This is a genomic window from Aliivibrio sp. A6, from assembly GCF_028765505.1.
GTDB lineage: Bacteria > Pseudomonadota > Gammaproteobacteria > Enterobacterales > Vibrionaceae > Aliivibrio > Aliivibrio finisterrensis_A.
In genome coordinates, this window is sequence record NZ_JARACR010000005.1 from 85,667 (window position 1) to 104,202 (window position 18,536).

General features: G+C 38.9%; 18 protein-coding genes and 1 riboswitch. Of the genes, 11 read left to right on the forward strand and 7 right to left on the reverse strand.

Going from position 1 to position 18,536, the window contains the following annotated elements; all coding sequences use genetic code 11:
• Positions 1-57 precede the first annotated feature (57 nt).
• Positions 58-1,719, reverse strand: coding sequence for a methyl-accepting chemotaxis protein (locus tag PVK70_RS04840; protein ID WP_165367146.1), 1,662 nt, complete (start codon positions 1,717-1,719; stop codon positions 58-60).
• Positions 1,720-1,951: 232 nt separating this feature from the next.
• Here PVK70_RS04840 and PVK70_RS04845 point away from each other — a divergent pair, with 232 nt between their 5' ends.
• The 5 genes from PVK70_RS04845 to PVK70_RS04865 all read left to right on the forward strand — a co-directional run bounded on the left by PVK70_RS04845 (position 1,952) and on the right by PVK70_RS04865 (position 6,767).
• Positions 1,952-2,338, forward strand: coding sequence for a hypothetical protein (locus PVK70_RS04845; RefSeq protein WP_130047649.1), 387 nt, complete (start codon positions 1,952-1,954; stop codon positions 2,336-2,338).
• A gap of 64 nt (positions 2,339-2,402) precedes the next feature.
• Entirely contained in the window at positions 2,403-4,508 is a 2,106-nt protein-coding gene (locus tag PVK70_RS04850) for a protein-disulfide reductase DsbD family protein (RefSeq protein ID WP_242504762.1), read from the forward strand.
• The gene (locus PVK70_RS04855; RefSeq protein WP_130047647.1) at positions 4,508-5,032 is read left to right on the forward strand and encodes a protein disulfide oxidoreductase; all 525 of its coding nucleotides are present in this window, start codon (positions 4,508-4,510) and stop codon (positions 5,030-5,032) included. The genes PVK70_RS04850 and PVK70_RS04855 overlap by 1 nt, the downstream gene beginning before the upstream one ends.
• Positions 5,033-5,045: 13 nt before the next feature.
• Positions 5,046-5,771, forward strand: coding sequence for a DsbA family protein (locus PVK70_RS04860; protein WP_130047646.1), 726 nt, complete (start codon positions 5,046-5,048; stop codon positions 5,769-5,771).
• 180 nt (positions 5,772-5,951) lie between these two features.
• Entirely contained in the window at positions 5,952-6,767 is an 816-nt protein-coding gene (locus PVK70_RS04865) for a GGDEF domain-containing protein (RefSeq protein ID WP_130047645.1), read from the forward strand.
• An 11-nt stretch (positions 6,768-6,778) separates the two neighbouring features.
• Here PVK70_RS04865 and thiD read toward each other — a convergent pair whose 3' ends face one another.
• The 6 genes from thiD to pspA all read right to left on the reverse strand — a co-directional run bounded on the left by thiD (position 6,779) and on the right by pspA (position 11,753).
• A complete protein-coding gene (gene thiD / locus PVK70_RS04870; protein WP_130047644.1) occupies positions 6,779-7,648 on the reverse strand; it encodes a bifunctional hydroxymethylpyrimidine kinase/phosphomethylpyrimidine kinase in 870 nt (289 codons plus the stop codon).
• Between the two features lie 103 nt (positions 7,649-7,751).
• Positions 7,752-7,849: riboswitch (TPP riboswitch) on the reverse strand.
• Positions 7,850-7,911: 62 nt separating this feature from the next.
• Entirely contained in the window at positions 7,912-8,949 is a 1,038-nt protein-coding gene (locus PVK70_RS04875; RefSeq protein ID WP_130047643.1) for a YcjF family protein, read from the reverse strand.
• Complete coding sequence (locus tag PVK70_RS04880; RefSeq protein WP_130047642.1) at positions 8,946-10,343, reverse strand: YcjX family protein; 1,398 nt, start codon at positions 10,341-10,343, stop codon at positions 8,946-8,948. Before PVK70_RS04880 ends, PVK70_RS04875 begins: the two co-directional genes overlap by 4 nt.
• Positions 10,344-10,431: 88 nt before the next feature.
• A complete protein-coding gene (gene pspC, locus PVK70_RS04885) occupies positions 10,432-10,818 on the reverse strand; it encodes an envelope stress response membrane protein PspC (RefSeq protein WP_130047641.1) in 387 nt (128 codons plus the stop codon).
• Positions 10,818-11,042 carry an envelope stress response membrane protein PspB gene (pspB, locus tag PVK70_RS04890; RefSeq protein ID WP_012551815.1) on the reverse strand — a complete coding sequence of 75 codons (225 nt, stop codon included), beginning with the start codon at positions 11,040-11,042 and terminating at the stop codon, positions 10,818-10,820. The genes pspC and pspB overlap by 1 nt, the downstream gene beginning before the upstream one ends.
• A 45-nt stretch (positions 11,043-11,087) precedes the next feature.
• Positions 11,088-11,753 carry a phage shock protein PspA gene (pspA, locus tag PVK70_RS04895; RefSeq protein ID WP_130047640.1) on the reverse strand — a complete coding sequence of 222 codons (666 nt, stop codon included), beginning with the start codon at positions 11,751-11,753 and terminating at the stop codon, positions 11,088-11,090.
• 191 nt (positions 11,754-11,944) lie between these two features.
• On the opposite strand from pspA, the gene pspF reads away from it, so the two are divergent.
• The 6 genes from pspF (at position 11,945) to PVK70_RS04925 (ending at position 18,329) form a co-directional block, all read left to right on the forward strand.
• The gene (gene pspF, locus PVK70_RS04900) at positions 11,945-12,961 is read left to right on the forward strand and encodes a phage shock protein operon transcriptional activator (RefSeq protein ID WP_130047639.1); all 1,017 of its coding nucleotides are present in this window, start codon (positions 11,945-11,947) and stop codon (positions 12,959-12,961) included.
• Positions 12,962-13,046: 85 nt separating this feature from the next.
• Positions 13,047-14,672 carry an ABC transporter substrate-binding protein SapA gene (sapA, locus tag PVK70_RS04905; RefSeq protein WP_130047638.1) on the forward strand — a complete coding sequence of 542 codons (1,626 nt, stop codon included), beginning with the start codon at positions 13,047-13,049 and terminating at the stop codon, positions 14,670-14,672.
• Positions 14,672-15,634: an ABC transporter permease gene (locus PVK70_RS04910; protein ID WP_130045390.1), complete on the forward strand. Its 963-nt coding sequence runs from the start codon at positions 14,672-14,674 to the stop codon at positions 15,632-15,634. Before sapA ends, PVK70_RS04910 begins: the two co-directional genes overlap by 1 nt.
• A complete protein-coding gene (gene sapC, locus PVK70_RS04915; protein ID WP_130047637.1) occupies positions 15,621-16,508 on the forward strand; it encodes a putrescine export ABC transporter permease SapC in 888 nt (295 codons plus the stop codon). The genes PVK70_RS04910 and sapC overlap by 14 nt, the downstream gene beginning before the upstream one ends.
• Complete coding sequence (locus PVK70_RS04920; RefSeq protein WP_130045388.1) at positions 16,508-17,521, forward strand: peptide ABC transporter ATP-binding protein; 1,014 nt, start codon at positions 16,508-16,510, stop codon at positions 17,519-17,521. The genes sapC and PVK70_RS04920 overlap by 1 nt, the downstream gene beginning before the upstream one ends.
• Positions 17,505-18,329: a peptide ABC transporter ATP-binding protein gene (locus tag PVK70_RS04925; protein ID WP_130047636.1), complete on the forward strand. Its 825-nt coding sequence runs from the start codon at positions 17,505-17,507 to the stop codon at positions 18,327-18,329. The genes PVK70_RS04920 and PVK70_RS04925 overlap by 17 nt, the downstream gene beginning before the upstream one ends.
• Positions 18,330-18,536: the final 207 nt, after the last annotated feature.

Consider the following 18,536-nt stretch of genomic DNA (forward strand, 5'->3'; position numbering starts at 1 on the left):
AAAAAGCACAAGAACTTTTCAATTCTTGTGCTTTAATCAATTTATTGCTGTATGTAATTACAAAGTAAATCGAGCGACTAGTTCAGATAACTCGTTTGCTTTCTGATTCAACAAAATACCACCAGCACGGTTTTGGCTCGCTAGTTCTGCTGACTCTGAACTTTGATCTGATACAGAAACAATACGCTCAGAGATCTCTTGGCCTACAATGCTCTGCTCTTGAGTAGCCGTTGCAATTAATGAGTTCATTTCCATAATAGTATTTACTGATACTAAAATGTGACCTAATGATTCAGACGCAGCCACCGCTTTATTTACAGTCAGTGTACTGAAGTTTTTGCTAGATTCCATGACTTGAACCGCAGAATCAGAGCCTGACTTCAACGCCTCAATACGTTGATGTATTTGCGCAGTGCTCTCTTGAGTACGACTCGCTAACTTACGAACTTCATCGGCAACAACGGCAAAACCACGCCCTTGCTCACCTGCCCTTGCCGCTTCAATTGCCGCATTTAGAGCCAATAGGTTAGTTTGCTCTGCAATATCTTGAATTACAGATAAGGTGCTTGCGATGTTCTGCACATCACCTTCTAGTTTCGAGATAACATTGCTTGCTTCATCGAGTTCTGCTGCTAATGTTTTCACTGACTCTGACGCTTCATTTACGGTTTGCATTGCCACTTGAGCATTATTATCCGCATCTTGAGCTGAGTTTGCCGCTTGCTCTGCATTTGAAGAAATCTCATGCGATGATGTAGTTAACTCGGTCATCGCCGTCGCAATTTGCTCTGTTTCTGAGCGCTGATTAATAACAACGGCATTCACTTGAGAAGAGCGCTCTGACATATTGGTTGTTTCAGCTACGACATCACGGCTTACGTGCGATACATTCGTAATGATTTCATGCAGTGATTTAACAAATAAATTAAAATTCGTGCTTAGTTGATTGAACTCAGAAACAGTAAAGTGAGGCATACGTGCTGTTAAATCGGCATCGCCTGAAGCAAACGATTTGATTGATGCATCAAACTGCTGGATTGGGGTCATAATACTTTTATTAATCAATGAGCCAAGTATTGTAACTACCGCAATAATAACAAGAGTAAACAAAACAATAACTTGCATACTCTCTGATAACTGTTTATCGCTTAACGCTTTCATATTATTAATCACAGCATCGACGTCATCGGTATAGAAACCAGTGCCCACGATTAGATCCCACTTTGAAAAATAAACACTGTAAGCCAATTTTGGTAATGCCACTGTTTCATTTAATTTAGGATAATAATACGTAGAGTAACCAGAAGATTTTTTGGCCGCCGTAATAATATCTTGAATAAAATAATTGCCCCTTTTATCTTTCATATTCCACATATTATTACCAATATCATTGGTATTTCCTTGCAAAATACGAACACCATTAGAGGTAAAGCCAAATAAATAACCTGTATCTGCAAATTGTACTGGCTTTAATGACTCTAACACTTCTTCTTTGGTTTTATCTTGTTCAGCAAAATGCTTTAACTCTGACGATACAATATCCAAATAAGACTTCAGCTCGACTCGCTTCATTTGCATCATCTGCGAACGTGTCATGTCCACTTGAGCTTGGTTTAATGATCTGGCTTCCTTATAGGTCATCGCCATTATCAACAATGATGTTAATACAATAGGCAGAATCGCAAGTAAGTACAATCTTGCTTTAATTGATAGGTTCATTTGTATTCTCTCTAGGCTCAAGTTATATCTTCAATTAATACGTTTATCAAAAATGTAATTATTATTGTTTTTTTAATGTATCAATTTCTATGCCAGTTATTAATAAAAACACCACTACTATTTATTTACCCTTACATTTAAAGAGCCGGTTCACTGAGAACCGGCATTGACCTTTTTGCTTTTATCAATAAAATATGAGAGATATCTATCACTTGAAAATAGGCTGACTTCTTTGAGATTTTCATTATTACAATACAAGCGCCAAAGTATCGCTTCGTGGTCACTATTGTTAGTGTGTATTGTGCTATTTGTTTGTTTTTCTCAAAATCTTGGTTTATCAAAAACCTGCCCTTTATCATCTCAACCTGACAATATTGAGCAAATCCACACTGTCAATTCAAACCAAGTTCAGAACGATGATGCTTCACAATGCAGTAGTAGTGAACAATTAGTTAATGCTCACACCATTCATCTAGATTTTGCTATCCCGATGTTTATCTTAGCCCTTCTTATTGTTGCGGCGATCCTTAAACAAGCTGGATCAACTTACTTTTTTACAGAACCGCCCACCTCTTATGGTGTTCGGCGACATCTCGCGTTTTGTACCTTCCAAGAATAACCACACCGTAAGTACTTATATCTTTACTTAATATAATTATTTTCGGAGTAAAACCGTGTTTACAATTAAACAAATTAAAGTCATCGCTCGATTTCGATCTGCGGTGCTATTGGCATCAGCGTTGCTGTTGTCTGCTTTTTCTTTATCTGCTACAGAGCAATCAATATCTACAGGTTGGTTAACTCATCCTGATCATCCTCCAGCACAAGTTCGTTTTATGCTGACTGGTGAAGTAGATAAATCAAATAATAAAGCACAAGGTTTATTAGAGGTAAAACTCGATGATGAGTGGAAAACCTATTGGCGATCACCTGGTGAAGGAGGTGTATCTCCTGTTCTTGATTTGAGTCAATCTCAAAACCTATCTAATCTAGAATGGTTTTGGCCAACCCCTGCTTTTTATGAGCAATCGGGATTAATGACCCTTGGCTATAAGCATAATGTTGTTTTTCCAATGGAATTAACGTTTGAAGATATCAATCAACCGTTACATTTTTCAGGAAAATTAACCTTGCCAACGTGTACTAATATCTGTGTTCTTACTGATTACGATTTAGAGCTACCTCCAATCGAGATTAATAAGCTAGAAACCGAAGCAAGCGCTCAGCACTTATTCCAGCAAGGGTTAGCTTCTGTTCCAAAACAAAGTGATTCAACAACACTAGTTAGTGCTTCATTTGATGCTTTATCACAAAAACTGCAAGTTCAACTTAATCATGATGCAGGCTGGGTAACCCCTCAAATTCTAATTGATGGCCCAGAAATAACGGATGATTACTTCTCTCAACCGGTAGTAGAGGTTGATGGTAGTTTAATTACCGCAACCTATAACGTTACGAATTGGTTAGGAGATACGGATTTAGCTGGAAAAACAATTTCAATTACTGCGTCTGATGAGTTATTTGCTCATGAATTAACAGCGATTGTCGATACAAAACCTCTAATCCAAAGTAAAGACACCAGCATTATTACCATGATTGTTTTTGCTTTTTTAGGCGGATTAATTCTTAATATTATGCCGTGTGTGTTGCCTGTATTAGGCATGAAACTCAACAGCATGGTTACTTCATCAACCTCAAGTAAACGTTCTATTCGCTTACAGTTTTTTGCTTCTGCCGCAGGGATCTTAACGTCTTTCTGGTTACTTGCGACTGGTTTGCTTATTTTAAAATTTACAGGCAGTGCCATTGGTTGGGGGATCCAGTTCCAAAGCCCTATATTCATTGGCTTTATGGTTATCATTACCGCCTTGTTTACCGCTAATTTATTTGGCATATTCGAGATCCAATTACCAAGCCGATTCTCAACCTCTATTGCGAGTAAAGGCAATAACACAACACTTGGACACTTCGTTCAGGGTATGTTTGCAACACTACTTGCGACTCCATGTAGTGCACCTTTCTTAGGTACCGCGGTTGCTTTCGCATTAGGTGCTAATGTTTTTGAAATGTGGGTGATATTTACTTCGCTAGGGCTTGGAATGGCTCTTCCTTGGATACTGTTCGCTTTATTTCCGGAACTCGTTTCATTTATGCCAAAGCCTGGAATGTGGATGAACAAGGTCAAAATTATTTTTGGTTTGATGATGCTAGTAACAACTTTATGGTTACTTAGCTTACTTTCTCCCTTTCTCGGTAGCACTACTGTTTGGATTATTACTGCATTACTAATTATTTTCTTATTATATAAAGTAGGTAAAAAACACGGCAAGAATACCGTTATTGCTATCTTAGCTATTATCGTTTTCTCTAGTAGCGCATTACTGATTATTGGCAGTATGACAACAAAGCATTGGGTTACACCTATTGTCGACGATATCCCTTGGCAATCTTTGGAACAACACTCTATAAATGAATATGTAGCTCAAGGGAAAACCGTCTTTGTCGATGTTACCGCCGATTGGTGCATTACCTGTAAAGCCAACAAGATAGGTGTAATTTTACAAGATCCAGTCTATTCAACACTGCATCAAGAAAACGTTATTGCGATGAAAGGAGACTGGACTCACCCAAGTGAAAAGGTAACCAATTACCTAAAAAGTCATCAACGTTTTGGGGTTCCACTTAATGTTGTTTATGGGCCGAATGCACCGCGAGGGTTACCTTTACCTGTTATTTTAACGAGTAACGATGTTATTCAAGCAATTGAATATGCAGGGAGAGCAAACTAATGACGGCAAAGAAGATAGCTACAGGAAAAAAACAAAAGGCCATTTACTGGCTAAAGGAGATCATAAAATTCACGGTCTTTATTACACTATTTTCTGTTGCCGTAGATTATTGGCGAAGCCAAGATATGCCATCAGAAATCCCACCTAAACTGTCTATTAACACTATAGGTGGAGAATGGGTTGATATTACAAAAATGAGCTATAAAGAACCTGTTCTAGTTTATTTTTGGGCGACTTGGTGTCCAGTTTGCACCATGGTAAGCCCTAGTGTGAGCTGGTTAGCTAACGACCATCAAGTCGTTTCTGTTGCGATTACCTCTGGCGATAATAACCGCTTAGTTAAGTATATGAATTACAAAGATTATGATTTCCCTGTTATTAATGATTCTACGGGAAATATTGGCCGAGAATGGGGAGTCACCGCAACCCCATCTATCGTCATCGTTAAAAACGGTGAAATATCGTCTATCACAACTGGCGTAACGACCCCTATTGGTCTGTGGTTACGTTTATTTTTTGCTTAAGGTTACTATTCTCATGAAATCATTATTATTATCAGTATCAATCGCAGCAAGTTTATTTCTATCACCGCTTGTCACTGCAGAAACTATTTCTTCTGTTCAAGAAAAACAATTAGCGAAGATCTCTGCTTTACTTCGTGAAAACCCCGAAATCATTGAAGGACTACATAGTAATTTATTGCAATATCTTGATAGCCAACAGTCACTAAGCAGCATCTTGACGCTGAATCATGACTATCTATACAACAACCCTAAACATCCTTATTTTGGTGCTGAAAATCCGAAATTAACCATTATCAATTTTACTGACTATAATTGTCCTTACTGTAAACGCTTAGAGTCAGGCTTAATTGATGTGCTTAAATCGTATCCAGAAATCCGCATTGTAAATGTCTTTTTACCTTTCCAACAACGAATGATTCCAGGGCTTAAAACTAATACAGCTTGGTATGCCTTAAATGTTTGGGAGAAAAAACCAGACCAATACGCTGAAGTACATCGTTTAATGATGGCAAAACCATCCCGTCATGACAGTAAATCCATACTGAAAATAGCGGAGTTAACAGGAACACAGCAAGAACTGACTCCAAATCAAGAAAAGGTAAAAATGGTAGAAAAGAATGAAAAGATCTTTACTCAACTTGGCTTAAGGGGAACTCCAAGTTTGATTATTGGCAACGAAATCATTCCAGGATTTATACCTACTGAGGACTTAAAAGCCATTATTGATAAACAGTTATAAATCGCAATAAAGATATATTAATAAAAAGCTGCTATCTAATATTAGAGATAGTGGCTTTTTAATACATGTTAGTTATCTTTTAGTCGAATGCTTCTAATTTATTTCTTTAGGGCTATTTATTTTTATCTGAAAATTAAGTACCTTATCTGAATGACGTCCCATTAACTCTGGATGAATATAATGCAGAACAAAACAACGCCACGAATTGCGGTTGCTATTCTTTCTTCGCTTCTTGCTCTCTGCGCATTTCTCTATGACGTTATCGGTTTTGAGTCAGCTTCTGATCTTTGGTTTGAAGGTTTAACACTTATTTTATTGGTCTATATCTATCTAACAGCCTACCAGTTTTTAACACCTTATGCTTTTCTGACTGCTGGTGGCGCACTTTTACTATTTAATAAAGCTTATGACCTACTAACAGAATTCCCTCAAATAGAATATCACGCTGATAAGTTCGAAATCATCGATACTTTATTGGACGACGGTTCTCTATTTATTGCTTTTCTACTCATCGCTATTGGCATTACTCATATGATGAAAAGATTGGCTAAACAAAACATGAAAGATGAACTGACTAATTTATATAACAGAAGAAAACTCTCTGAAATCGAATTAGATGCATTTGATCTTATTTATTTTGATCTAAATGACTTGAAAAAAGTTAATGATTTAAAAGGGCATCAAGTAGGAGATCTAATGATTATTCGATTTGCTCAGGTGCTGAGAAACTCATGCATTAAGCAAGAAATGGCTCTTCGAGTTGGAGGAGATGAATTTGTTGTCATCACTCATAAAGATCGCTCAATGCCATTTATTAACAATGTTTGTAAACAGCTAGAGAATGAACAAATTTCCTTTGCGTATGGCATAAAATCAACAACAAGAGAAGGACTAGAAGAGGCACTTATAAACTCAGATAAACATATGTATGAGATGAAAGCCCAACAGAAGAAAAACCGCCAACAACACCTCGTACAACAGCAGACAACCTATTGAATTTATATAATTTAAATTGCTTTATTTCTATCAAAGAAATGATTGACTGGTCCATGCCCTTTCCCAATAATTAACTCATCTGCATGAACAATTGCTTGGGTGATATATTCCTTACCTAGCCTAACTGCAGCATGCAGCTCATAACCTTGAGCCAAATAAGATGCAATGGCTGAAGATAGAGTGCAACCTGTCCCGTGTGTATTATGAGTATTAATACGTGCCGCCGACAAACGCTCAACTGAATCGGCACCAATAAATAAATCCGTACTATTGGTACTTTCCTCTAAATGCCCTCCTTTTAGTAACACTGATTTTGCACCTAATTGACGAAGTTCATCAATGATGGCTGTCATTTCACCTTCATTTTTAGGAACTTTAACACCAATTAATGCCGAAGCTTCAGGAAGATTTGGTGTGATCACATCAGCAAGAGGAAGAAGTTCAGATTTAAGGCTATCAATAGCAGATGCCTGAAGTAGCAAATCGCCACTGGTGGCGACCATTACGGGATCAACCACCACGTATTGAGGAGAATATTGTTTGATTTTTTTTGCGACAGAATGAATGACATCAGAATCACTTAGCATTCCGACTTTAACGGCAATCACATTTAGATCAGAAAAAACGGCATCAAGCTGCTGTTCTACAAATTCACTGCTGATTGAATAAATGCCCGTAACGCCTTGGGTGTTTTGAGCCGTTAATGCGGTAATAACAGAGCACGCATAGCCTCCAGTTGCTGAGATGGCTTTAATATCAGCTTGGATCCCTGCGCCACCACCACTATCAGACCCTGCAATAGTTAATACAATAGGAGTAATAGTAGATAACTTATTTAAAACAGGTGATGCCAAAGGTGCTGTAGTAACGAATGTAGACATAATTATTTTCCCTAACTAACGCTCAGGAAAAACAGTCGAATGAGAATATCTCTACGTTGGTACGCAAGATCTCACCTAAAGAAACGGATCAGAGGCGATCGAGTCAAGAGGACCATTAGTTCCCTACGTCAGTACTAACTGAATCAGGTTCAACGGGTTCGCTATTGCGATCTCAGCCTATTGGCTCCCCGACTAATGAGGTCATACTATCACTAATTAATTTTGAGATAATATGATTTTTATAAGAATGTTATCTGTATGGATTAATTTTTATGCTGAGAACCCAATTTAGACGCTAATTGACTAACGATGGTTTTACGCATATCTGAGAGCTTTGGTGCTTCACCCACTTGCCATGGTAATGGACGCATTAGACTCATTGTTCTTAATCCAAAACGGGCCGTTAATAAACCAATCCCCAATCCTTGTGCTGCACGAGTAGAGAGCTTGCCTGCCAACCCCGTTGATAACATATCCACACCAACATCGGTCGCCATTTCTGTTGCCCCGGCAAAAGCCATGTTTTGCAAAACCATTTTGAACAAACGTAAACGTCCCCAGTAACCAAGCTCTACTCCGTACACTTGGGACACTTGCTCGATTAATCGAATATTTCGCCATGCCACTAATAGCATATCGACGACAGCTAATGGGCTTAATGCCACCATTAATGCTGACTCACCTGCGTGTTTACTGATTAAAGCTCTTGCGCGTTTATCTTGCTCTGCCACCACCATGCTGTCATACATTTCAAATACTTCAGCGTTATTGTGATGAGATTCAATGCTGTTTTGCCAACGAGTATACTCAGCTGTTTTTGCCGTTGAGCCCTTTTTCGCTAAATCTTCACAAAACGATTTGGCTTGCCCAATACCATTACCTTCGACTAATTCAGTCACTTGCTGTTGAACTTCTGCTCGTTTTTTAAGCTTATGTAATGTCCATAATTCACGACCAATCGCTGTCACTCCCATAACAGCCGCCAGACTAATTAACCCAGCCCAGCCCAGCGATAAGAAATCAGCCGATTGAATGGCAGTAATCACATGATCAACACTTTGCCACACCGTTAAACCAAGGAAGCCACCAATTAACGTTTTAATACTCCAATGGGTTTTCTTTTTGATTAATGGCGTTTCAATATCCACACCATCCAATTCCTCTTCTTCGATAGCTTGAGGAACAAATTTAACATTCTCTTCAAATAGCTTTTGAGTTTGAAGGTTATCAAGGGTTTCGGTATCTTGCTCTAGTTCTTGAGACGAGGCTTGAAAGATACGCTGTTTTTTTAACTCACTCATACTAATTTATCCCCTAACAAGAATTGCATCGCCTTATCCATTCGGATGTGTTGCAGCGGTTTGTCATTCTCATTGTGCAACGGTTGAAAGCTCATAAAGTTAAATGGCTCTGTTTCCCAGTAGGCTTTACTCGGGATGCGTTTTGGCACCTCTCCCGGGAACATCATTAATGGTTTTTGTTCACTGTTAATCCCAGAAATTGCAGCACATAACTCACCATTATCTTCAATCATACCGGCCGTTGTCGCCTGAATGGACGCAATGCTCATGCACTCCATTTTAATGCCTTCGTACGCCGTTTCTTGCCATGTTTGATGGATCATCTGTTGCAGTAACAAAACCATATTTGGGTGTTGCTCTGGTGTCACATGATCTGCCTTGGTTGCCGCAAATAGTACCTTATCAATTTTTGGCGAAAACAGACGTTTTAACATCGAACTTTTACCATATTGAAAGCTGTGCATCAGTTGATCAACCGCTTGGCGCATATCATTAAATGACTGTTCACCTGCATTTAATGGCTGTAAACAGTCGACCAAGACAATTTGACGATCAAAATGTCTAAAATGCTCGTTATAAAACTTCTTCACAACGTGCTGTTGATAATGTTTATAGCGTTTTTTTAGTATCGAAATATTCGAATCTTTCTTCGCTTTTGCTAGCTCTTCTTCTGTGTATTTATGCAAAAACATAAATGGGAAAAACTGCAAGACCGGTGCACCCGCTAGTTCTCCAGGTAATACAAAACGCCCCGGTTGTACCCAGTGCAGACCCTGAGAATCTTTACAGCTATGAAGATACTGAGTAAATAACTCTGCAATATGACTGATTTGTTTTTCATCGACAGGCGCTAAAGGATCTAACTTTTTCGCCTCTTTTAGCCATGCTTCAGAGAGTATTTTTCTATGCCCAGTTAAGTTAACCTGCTGTTGCTTTGACCATTCAAGATAATCCATATCCAGTAATGGAAGATCCAATAGCCACTCTCCCGGATAATCGACAATATCAACGTATAAAGTCGCGCTGTCTTGCAAATGTTTTAACAACCCCGATTTAGGTTTAAATTTAATAGCTAAACGTAATTCACTCACATCCCGTGTAGGTTCAGGCCAGGTTGGCGGCTCAGCAAGTAATGAATCCATCCCTTCATCATATGTAAAACTAGGAATAGAAAGATTTGATTGCGGTATGCGTTTCGCACCAATCATTCGCCCTTCACGGGTCACTGATAATAAAGGTAATTTATCGCTTGAAGCGGCATGTAAGCACTGATTAACCAAAGAGGTAATAAACGCCGTCTTACCTGCGCGCGACAACCCTGTAACCGCCAATTTGACGTGACGATCCATACTGCGGCTGACTAATTTATTCATTTCTTTGGTTAATCTACTCATTCATATTTCTCTCTTTCTACAAACAACAAATGGAGTGTACAGAACTGAATCTGAACACCCCATGAACAAGGTCTTAGTTATTGCTTAATTAAAGGTTACGAAATTCGCGGCGAACCTTGTATTCAGAAGAAGTAACATACCCTTCCATTCGGCGGATCTTCTCTTCCATTCTGGCCATGTCTTTATCAACACGCTTAATCACTTCTGATGCTGATTGACCCGCTTGCCATGGTTTACTTTTTACTGTGTGCTCACGCTTCTCTTCTGTTCGGTAGTACATTTCAACCGGTGCTTTATCTAAAAACAGCATGGCTGCAAAGTACGCCAACATGACTAAAAAACCTGCGCTAAACAATGCCGCGGATACCACCAAAATACGCACTATCCAAGGTTCAATACCAAAGTACTGAGCGATACCTGCGCAGACACCACCAATCTTTCCATTTCGAGTATCTCTATACAGTTCTTTTGACATTAGCGCTCCCTCCAACTCGGGGATTCTGCATCCAGAATTTTCTCTAATGTTTCAACACGACGTTGCATTTTATCCGCACGTTCTGTCATTGTTTTTAATAACTGTGTATCTTCATGTGACAGACCTTGTGCTGTTTTACCTTTGCTTCGGTAATGTAAAAACAGCCATAACGGGGCAACAAAAATAAAAAATATAACCAATGGGAAAGCAAAAAAGCCGCTCATTGTTTTCTCCTTAGTAATTCAAATTCGATCAACTCTTGTAATCTATTATGCGTCTTTTTTCATTTGTTCTTTTAGACGCTCTAATTCTTTTTCAATTTCATCTTGCGCTTGCAGCTCTGCAAATTCTTGTTCTAGTGAGTTTGCTTTACCCATTGAGTAAGTGTCTGCCTTTGCATCCAATTCGTCAATACGACGCTCATATTGTTCAAACTTTGCCATTGCACGTTCTGTTTTTCCTGAATGTGTATGGGCTTTAATATCATTACGATGCTGCGCCGTTTGTTGACGAATAACAAGCGCTTGTTGACGCGCACGAGTTTCTGTCAGTTTAGTCTCTAACTCAGTTAATTCTGTGGTCAACTTCTCAATGCTTTCTTCTACAAGGATGAATTCTGTTTTTAGGCTTGATAGTACGTCTTGTACTTTTTGTTTTTCAATCAATGCTGAACGCGCTAAGTCTTCACGTTGTTTAACTAAGGCTAAACTTGCCTTTTCTTGCCAATCGATCACTTGCGCTTCAATTGAACCAATTTTGCGTGTCAGCTCTTTTTTATCTGCGATTGCTTTTGCTGATGCAGTTCGAACCTCAACTAATGTGTCTTCCATCTCTTGAATAATTAAACGGATCATTTTTTCTGGATTCTCGGCTTTATCCAGTAAAGAAGTTACATTGGCATTAACGATGTCTGCAAAGCGTGAAAAAATACCCATAATTTATTCCTCTCAATTAATATCAATTTAGATAACTATTTTTAAATCTACTATGACTATTACACAATACATGCCAAGTTTTCACTCATTAAAAATCAATAACTTACAACAAATCGACGAGTGTGCCATTTTAGGATATGATTAAAATAACCATTATTTAGTAATATTGACCAATTAAGTTAAGGTAAAGCATGAGAAAAGACAGCTTAATCGGCGAATCGGATGCGTTTTTATCTGCGTTAGACCAGGCATCTCAATTGGCGACGATAGATAGACCAATCCTAATTCTTGGTGAACGCGGAACCGGAAAAGAGTTAATTGCTCAACGACTTCACTTTCTATCAAAGCGATGGGATGAGCCACTAGTGAGTTTAAACTGTGCCGCCTTAAGCTCTGGCACATTAGATTCTGAACTTTTTGGTCATGACGCAGGCTCATTTACGGGAGCAAAACAGCGTCACCAAGGTCGATTCGAACGTGCTGATGGTGGTTCCCTCTTTTTAGATGAACTAGGAACCGCGCCTTTAACCGTACAAGAAAAGTTGCTTCGAGTGATTGAGTATGGTGAATATGAACGCGTTGGTGGATCTCAAACCTTAAAAGCAGACGTTCGCTTGATTTGTGCGACCAACCAAAACCCGCAAGACTTAATAGCAGAAAATAAATTTAGAGCTGATTTATTAGATCGATTATCTTTTGATGTGATTCATTTACCCCCGCTACGATACCGAGAGCAAGACGTACTGTTACTTGCCGAACATTTTGCAATAAAGATGTGCCAAGAAATGAACTTAACGTATTTTGTAGGATTTTCACGTTATGCTCAGCATCAAATCTTAGGTTATGACTGGCCCGGTAACGTCCGTGAGTTAAGAAACTGTATTGAAAGAGCCGTGTTTAAGCATAATCATGAAGAGGCTCAAATCGAGTCAATTCAGCTCAACCCTTTTGTTTCTCCCTGGGCAGACTCTCAGTTAACCTCTTCTCCTTCAGCTATACTCAATGCTCAAGAAAGAGAAGAACAAGCGATATCGCTACCATTGAATTTAAAACAATTTCAAATAGATCAAGAGAAAGCACTACTTGAACAAGCGCTATTAAAATCACAACATCATCAACGAAAAGCTGCTGAAGAATTAGGCATTACTTACCATCAATTTCGTGGATTATTGAAAAAGCACCAACTCTTGACCACAATCAAGGGATAATCTTAGATATTTAAGTGCAGAACCAGTCACTTGGGTATAAAATGGCAGGTTCATTAATTAAAATCGATAAAAAGCTGCGGTCATTATGAAAATTATTGCGCGCATACTCATAACGGCAACAGGATTATTTAGTCTTGTTGGTTGTTATGATGCGGGGATTAAACAAACAATCCATGAAACAGGGTTCGTTTACTGTGAGTCAGGAAATCTGGATACTTTTAATCCACAAATCTCTGATGAAAACAGCATTCTGGAAGCCGTTAGCGCTCAGATCTATGATCGCCTGCTTATAATTGATCCCGTTACGCAAAAGCCATCGCCAAATTTAGCCAGCGAATGGCAAGTTGATAAGACTGGAACGGTTTACACTTTTACTTTACAACCTAACGTTGCATTTCATACTACTGACTTATTTACACCAACACGCTTTTTAAATGCAAATGACGTTGTTTTTAGTTTTGAGCGCATAATAAACCCTGATAATTCATATCACAATGTCAATTCAGGACATTACCCATGGTTTGATAGTATCAATTTCCCTCAAACAGTGACCTCAATAGAAGCCATTAACCCGCATCAGGTTCAATTCACGCTTTCTTCACCTGATAATACCTTTTTATCTTCTTTAGCAACCTCTTACGCGGTTATTCTCTCAAAAGAATATGCCCAGCAACTTGCGGCCTCTGACGATAAAAACCTAATTGATTCACTACCTGTCGGTACTGGTCCTTTTAAACTGTCGCAATTTCAAAAAAGTGAAATGGTGCGTTTAAAACGACACGACAACTACTGGCAAGGTAAGGCTAAGATGTCGCAAGTGGTATTTGATATATCAAGTAGAGGGACAGGTTCATTAGCAAAACTACTGCGCCAAGAGTGCGATGTGGTAGCAAACCCTATATCCAGTCAATTACCTATTATTATTGAAAATGACGAATTGACTTTGTATTCACAAACGGCAACTAACGTTGCTTTTATTGCTATTAATACAGAAAACCCATTATTACAAGATCAACGTGTGCGTAAAGCGCTCAATTTTGCGATTGACCGTTCAAGCTTAATTAACTCGGTTTACTATAATTCAGGTATTGAGGCAAAGTCGATCTTACCTCCAGCTTCTTGGGCTTATGGTAATGACAGCTCTTTTATTCGCTATAACCTAAATTACGCAAAAGGATTATTACGTGAAGCTGGTATAGAAGATGAAATTGAACTGACGATGTGGGTGCCTCTTGATAATAACTCTTATAATCCAAGCCCTAAAAAGTCAGCTGAAATTATTCAGAGCAATTTTTCAGACATCGGGATTAAGCTTAAATTAATTACTAGCGATTTGTTAAACCGTAATGAACTCGCAGAGAATAACATCGATTTAGTATTAACAGGCTGGAATGCTAACAGCTCAGACCCTGATACTATGCTTCGACCATTGCTTTCATGTGACGCAAAACAAGCGGGATTTGGTGTTGCCAATTGGTGTAATGAGGAATTTGATTTCTTGCTTGATTTAGCAAAAGAAACGAATCAACCTCGCTATCGTATTAACTTATATCGTCAGATCCAAAATCTATTGAGCGAAGAAATGCCAATAATACCATTAGCACATGGCGTAAAATATCAAGCGAACCAATCTTCGTTACACGGTTTTACATTAAGTCCATTCAATACCTATCCATTCCATAACATTATCAGAATTAAGGAGGAGATATAATGTGGATTTACACGATACGACGTTTTAATTTATTCATTATTACGCTATTGATCCTAACCTTAATCGGTTTCAATATTCTACGTCTTGACGATAGCTCTGCATGGGCGCAAACCTCTTTCTTCTCTGGCTGGTTCACCTACTTGGGCCAATTAACTAGCGGAAACCTTGGTGTGAACGAATACGGTGTAAATATGCTAGATGAAATTCTGCGTGTTTTCCCTGCTACCATTGAATTGTGCTTCTTTGCCTTTTTTATCGCCCTTATCATAGGGACCCCTGTTGGGACCATTGCAGGTATGCGTCAAGGTAAACCAATGGATACCTTTATTTCATCCATTGCTTTACTTGGCTACGCTATGCCTTTGTTTTGGATAGCATTAATATTACTCATGTTTTTTAGCTTGCAGCTTGGTATTACTCCTGTTTCTGGTCGTTACAGTTTGTTGTATGAATTTGATACTAAAACAGGGTTTGCCTTTATCGATGTATTAGCTTCTAACTCTCCGTACCGTGCAGAAATGCTCGAAAACATTATTCAGCACTTAATATTGCCTACGTTGGTACTTTCAATTGCACCAATGACAGAGGTCATTCGCTTGATGCGCTCTTCTGTTTCTACGGTAATTACTCAAAATTACATTAAAGTCGCTCATACAAAAGGGCTGTCTAAATTTCAAATTATGATTAAGCATATTATTCGTAATGCGCTCCCGCCTATTATCCCGAAACTAGGCATACAACTATCAGGCCTATTTACTGCGGCTATTTTAACTGAATCTATTTTTAACTGGCCTGGTATTGGCCGCTGGCTTTTGGATGCTATTATTAATCAAGATTTTGTTGCTGTTCAAGCAGGGGTAATTACTGTTGCTTCATTTATTTTATTCGCAAATATTCTGTCTGATTTATTAGGTGCCGCAGTAAATCCATTAGTAAGGAAAGAGTTCTATGCTCTCAAATAGTGTTTATCAAGAAGAACATATTCCAACGCAAATGGAACGTTTTTGGTTAAGTTTTCGAACGAATTCCTTAGCTATGTTTGGATTTTGGTGTTTATTATTAATTATTATAATAACCATCACTTCACCATGGCTGAGTCCTTATGATCCTCAATGGCAATCAGAGAATCTATTAATGCCGCCATCATGGAGTTCTGAAGGCGATGTTGCGTTCTTCTTGGGTACCGATGATTTAGGTCGAGATATTCTCTCTCGTTTATTAATGGGATCACAATTAACTTTTGGCTATGCTGTAATTGTGGCGCTATTTTCTGGCTTTGTTGGCTGCACCATTGGTATTTTTGCTGGTATGACTAAAGGGTTATTATCAAGTGCTTTAAATCACCTATTAGATACCATTCTCTCTATTCCTTCCCTATTGCTCGCTATTATTTTTGTTGCTTTCTTAGGGTTTGGGGAATTTAATATTTTGTTGGCAATCTGGTTAGCTCTCATTCCTCGTTTTATTCGCGCTGTATACACTGCGGTTCATAATGAGGTAGAAAAAGATTATGTCCTTGCTGCCCGACTTGATGGTGCGAACGACTTCTACCTTTTATGGAATTCTGTACTTCCAAATATTCTCATTGTTATCGTCGCAGAAATGACATTAGCGATTTCAGTGGCTATTTTAGATATTACCGCTCTGGGTTTTCTCGGTTTAGGCGCACAAGCACCAAGTCCTGAATGGGGAGTAATGTTAGGTGACTCTATTGAGTTAATTTATACCGCTCCGTGGACAGTAACGTTACCTGGTATCGTCATTACCTTTACGGTTATTATCATTAACTTAGTTGGTGATGGTATTCAGCGTGCACTAAATGCGGGGACTGAGTAATGCCTTTATTAGATATTCGTCACTTAACCATTGAGCTTGAAACGCCCCAAGGTATGGTAAAAGCTGTCGACCGTATGAGCCTAACACTTAATGAAGGTGAAATTCGTGGGTTGGTAGGTGAATCAGGTTCAGGTAAGTCTCTTGTCGCTAAAGCAATTTTAGGGATCACCAAAGATAACTGGAAGATCAGTGCTGATAGAATGCGATTAGGTAATATTGACCTTCTTGCATTGTCTCCAAAAGAACGCCGCCGAGTAATTGGGCGTGAAATGGCGATGATCTTTCAAGAACCGTCGACCTGTCTCGATCCATCAGAGCAAGTAGGTAACCAATTAAAAGAAGCAATTCCATCAAAGTACTTTACTGGCAGTTGGTGGCAGCGTTGGAATTGGCGTACGAAAGGCGCTATTGCTCTACTTCATAAAGTAGGGATCAAAGATCATAAACACATCATGAAATGTTATCCATATGAGTTAACGGATGGTGAATGTCAAAAAGTAATGATCGCTATGGCTATTGCCAATAAGCCTCGTATCTTAATTGCTGATGAACCAACCGATGAATTGGATGCTGTGACCCAGTCACAAATATTCCGTTTATTAAGCCGCATGAATCAAGTTAATAACACAACGATTCTGCTAATCAGTCATGACTTAATCACTTTAACGCAATGGGTAGATAGAATCACCGTAATGTACTGCGGTCAATCGGTTGAGTCTGCTTGTCGTAAAGATATTTTAGAAGCACCAAAACATCCTTATACTAATGCGCTTTTACGGGCCATGCCTGATTTTAGCAAAGATGGGATCCCCCATAAGGCCAAGTTAGAATCATTGCCTGGAACAATTCCACCATTACAGCATTTACCTATTGGCTGTCGTTTAGGTCCTCGTTGTCCTTATGCTCAAAGAAAATGCGTGCAAGTCCCTGAAGGTCGTAAAGTGAAAGATCACAAATTTAGCTGCCATTTCCCATTAAACTTTGAGGAGAAGAAGAATGACTGCGCTTCTTGAGGTCACTGATCTTAAAAAAGATTACGTTTTTCGTACTGGGTTATTTCGCAAACAAGTACGAGAAGCGGTTAAACCCGTCAGCTTTTCGTTAGAAGCAGGACAAACAATAGGTTTTATTGGTGCGAACGGCTCAGGTAAATCAACCTTAGCAAGAATGCTTGCAGGTGTCGTAGAACCTACTTCTGGCATCATTAAAGTTAATGGTGAGGTTTTAGATTACAAAGATTTTCAAACTCGTTGTAAATTAATACGTATGATTTTTCAGGACCCTAACTCATCGTTAAATCCTCGAATTCAAATAGGCCGAATTCTAGAAGGTCCATTGAAGCGTAATACCAGCATGCCTCCAGAAGCAAGAGAACGCCGTGTTAAAGATACTCTGCAACGTGTTGGCTTGTTACCTGAACACGCTTACTTCTACCCACAAATGCTGGCGACAGGCCAAAAACAGCGGGTCTGTTTGGCTCGTGCTCTAATCTTACAGCCGTCTATTATTGTTGCAGATGAAGCGTTGAATGGACTCGATATGGCGATGCGTTCTCAAATCATTAACCTGTTTTTAGAGCTTCAACAAGAGATGGCGATTTCATTTATCTACGTATCGCAACATATTGGTGTAGTAAAACATATTACCGACAAAGTGATGGTGATGCATGAAGGGGAAGTGGTAGAGAAAGGTCCAACCCAAGAGATCTTTGCAAACCCTCAACACTCTATTACACAGCGCCTTTTAGCGAGCCATTTTGATGCCCCTACACATGATAGAAAACAGCGTATTAGTGCAGCGACACCTAAAATTGAGTGCTAGATTAGACTAAATAAATCCCATCTCTATTATCAATAATAAAGATGGGACTATGTAACCTCAACTCGGGATAAGAAAGTCGAGTAGTAAATTTTTCATGCACTTAAATTAAACCAATAAGTCAGTAATGTTAATTTAGATGCATAACAAGGCAAAATCACAAGTCAATAGCTTGCCTATTACGTTGATTTTAACGCAGTTAGGCGCTAA

Excerpts from the sequence above, each read along its gene's own strand:
- PVK70_RS04840 (WP_165367146.1), bottom strand. The coding sequence starts at position 1,719 with ATGAACCTATCAATTAAAGCAAGATTGTACTTACTTGCGATTCTGCCT.
- PVK70_RS04855 (WP_130047647.1), top strand. The coding sequence starts at position 4,508 with ATGACGGCAAAGAAGATAGCTACAGGAAAAAAACAAAAGGCCATTTAC.
- PVK70_RS04860 (WP_130047646.1), top strand. The coding sequence starts at position 5,046 with ATGAAATCATTATTATTATCAGTATCAATCGCAGCAAGTTTATTTCTA.
- PVK70_RS04865 (WP_130047645.1), top strand. The coding sequence starts at position 5,952 with ATGCAGAACAAAACAACGCCACGAATTGCGGTTGCTATTCTTTCTTCG.
- thiD (WP_130047644.1), bottom strand. The coding sequence starts at position 7,648 with ATGTCTACATTCGTTACTACAGCACCTTTGGCATCACCTGTTTTAAAT.
- PVK70_RS04875 (WP_130047643.1), bottom strand. The coding sequence starts at position 8,949 with ATGAGTGAGTTAAAAAAACAGCGTATCTTTCAAGCCTCGTCTCAAGAA.
- PVK70_RS04880 (WP_130047642.1), bottom strand. The coding sequence starts at position 10,343 with ATGAGTAGATTAACCAAAGAAATGAATAAATTAGTCAGCCGCAGTATG.
- pspC (WP_130047641.1), bottom strand. The coding sequence starts at position 10,818 with ATGTCAAAAGAACTGTATAGAGATACTCGAAATGGAAAGATTGGTGGT.
- pspB (WP_012551815.1), bottom strand. The coding sequence starts at position 11,042 with ATGAGCGGCTTTTTTGCTTTCCCATTGGTTATATTTTTTATTTTTGTT.
- pspA (WP_130047640.1), bottom strand. The coding sequence starts at position 11,753 with ATGGGTATTTTTTCACGCTTTGCAGACATCGTTAATGCCAATGTAACT.
- pspF (WP_130047639.1), top strand. The coding sequence starts at position 11,945 with ATGAGAAAAGACAGCTTAATCGGCGAATCGGATGCGTTTTTATCTGCG.
- sapA (WP_130047638.1), top strand. The coding sequence starts at position 13,047 with ATGAAAATTATTGCGCGCATACTCATAACGGCAACAGGATTATTTAGT.
- PVK70_RS04910 (WP_130045390.1), top strand. The coding sequence starts at position 14,672 with ATGTGGATTTACACGATACGACGTTTTAATTTATTCATTATTACGCTA.
- sapC (WP_130047637.1), top strand. The coding sequence starts at position 15,621 with ATGCTCTCAAATAGTGTTTATCAAGAAGAACATATTCCAACGCAAATG.
- PVK70_RS04920 (WP_130045388.1), top strand. The coding sequence starts at position 16,508 with ATGCCTTTATTAGATATTCGTCACTTAACCATTGAGCTTGAAACGCCC.
- PVK70_RS04925 (WP_130047636.1), top strand. The coding sequence starts at position 17,505 with ATGACTGCGCTTCTTGAGGTCACTGATCTTAAAAAAGATTACGTTTTT.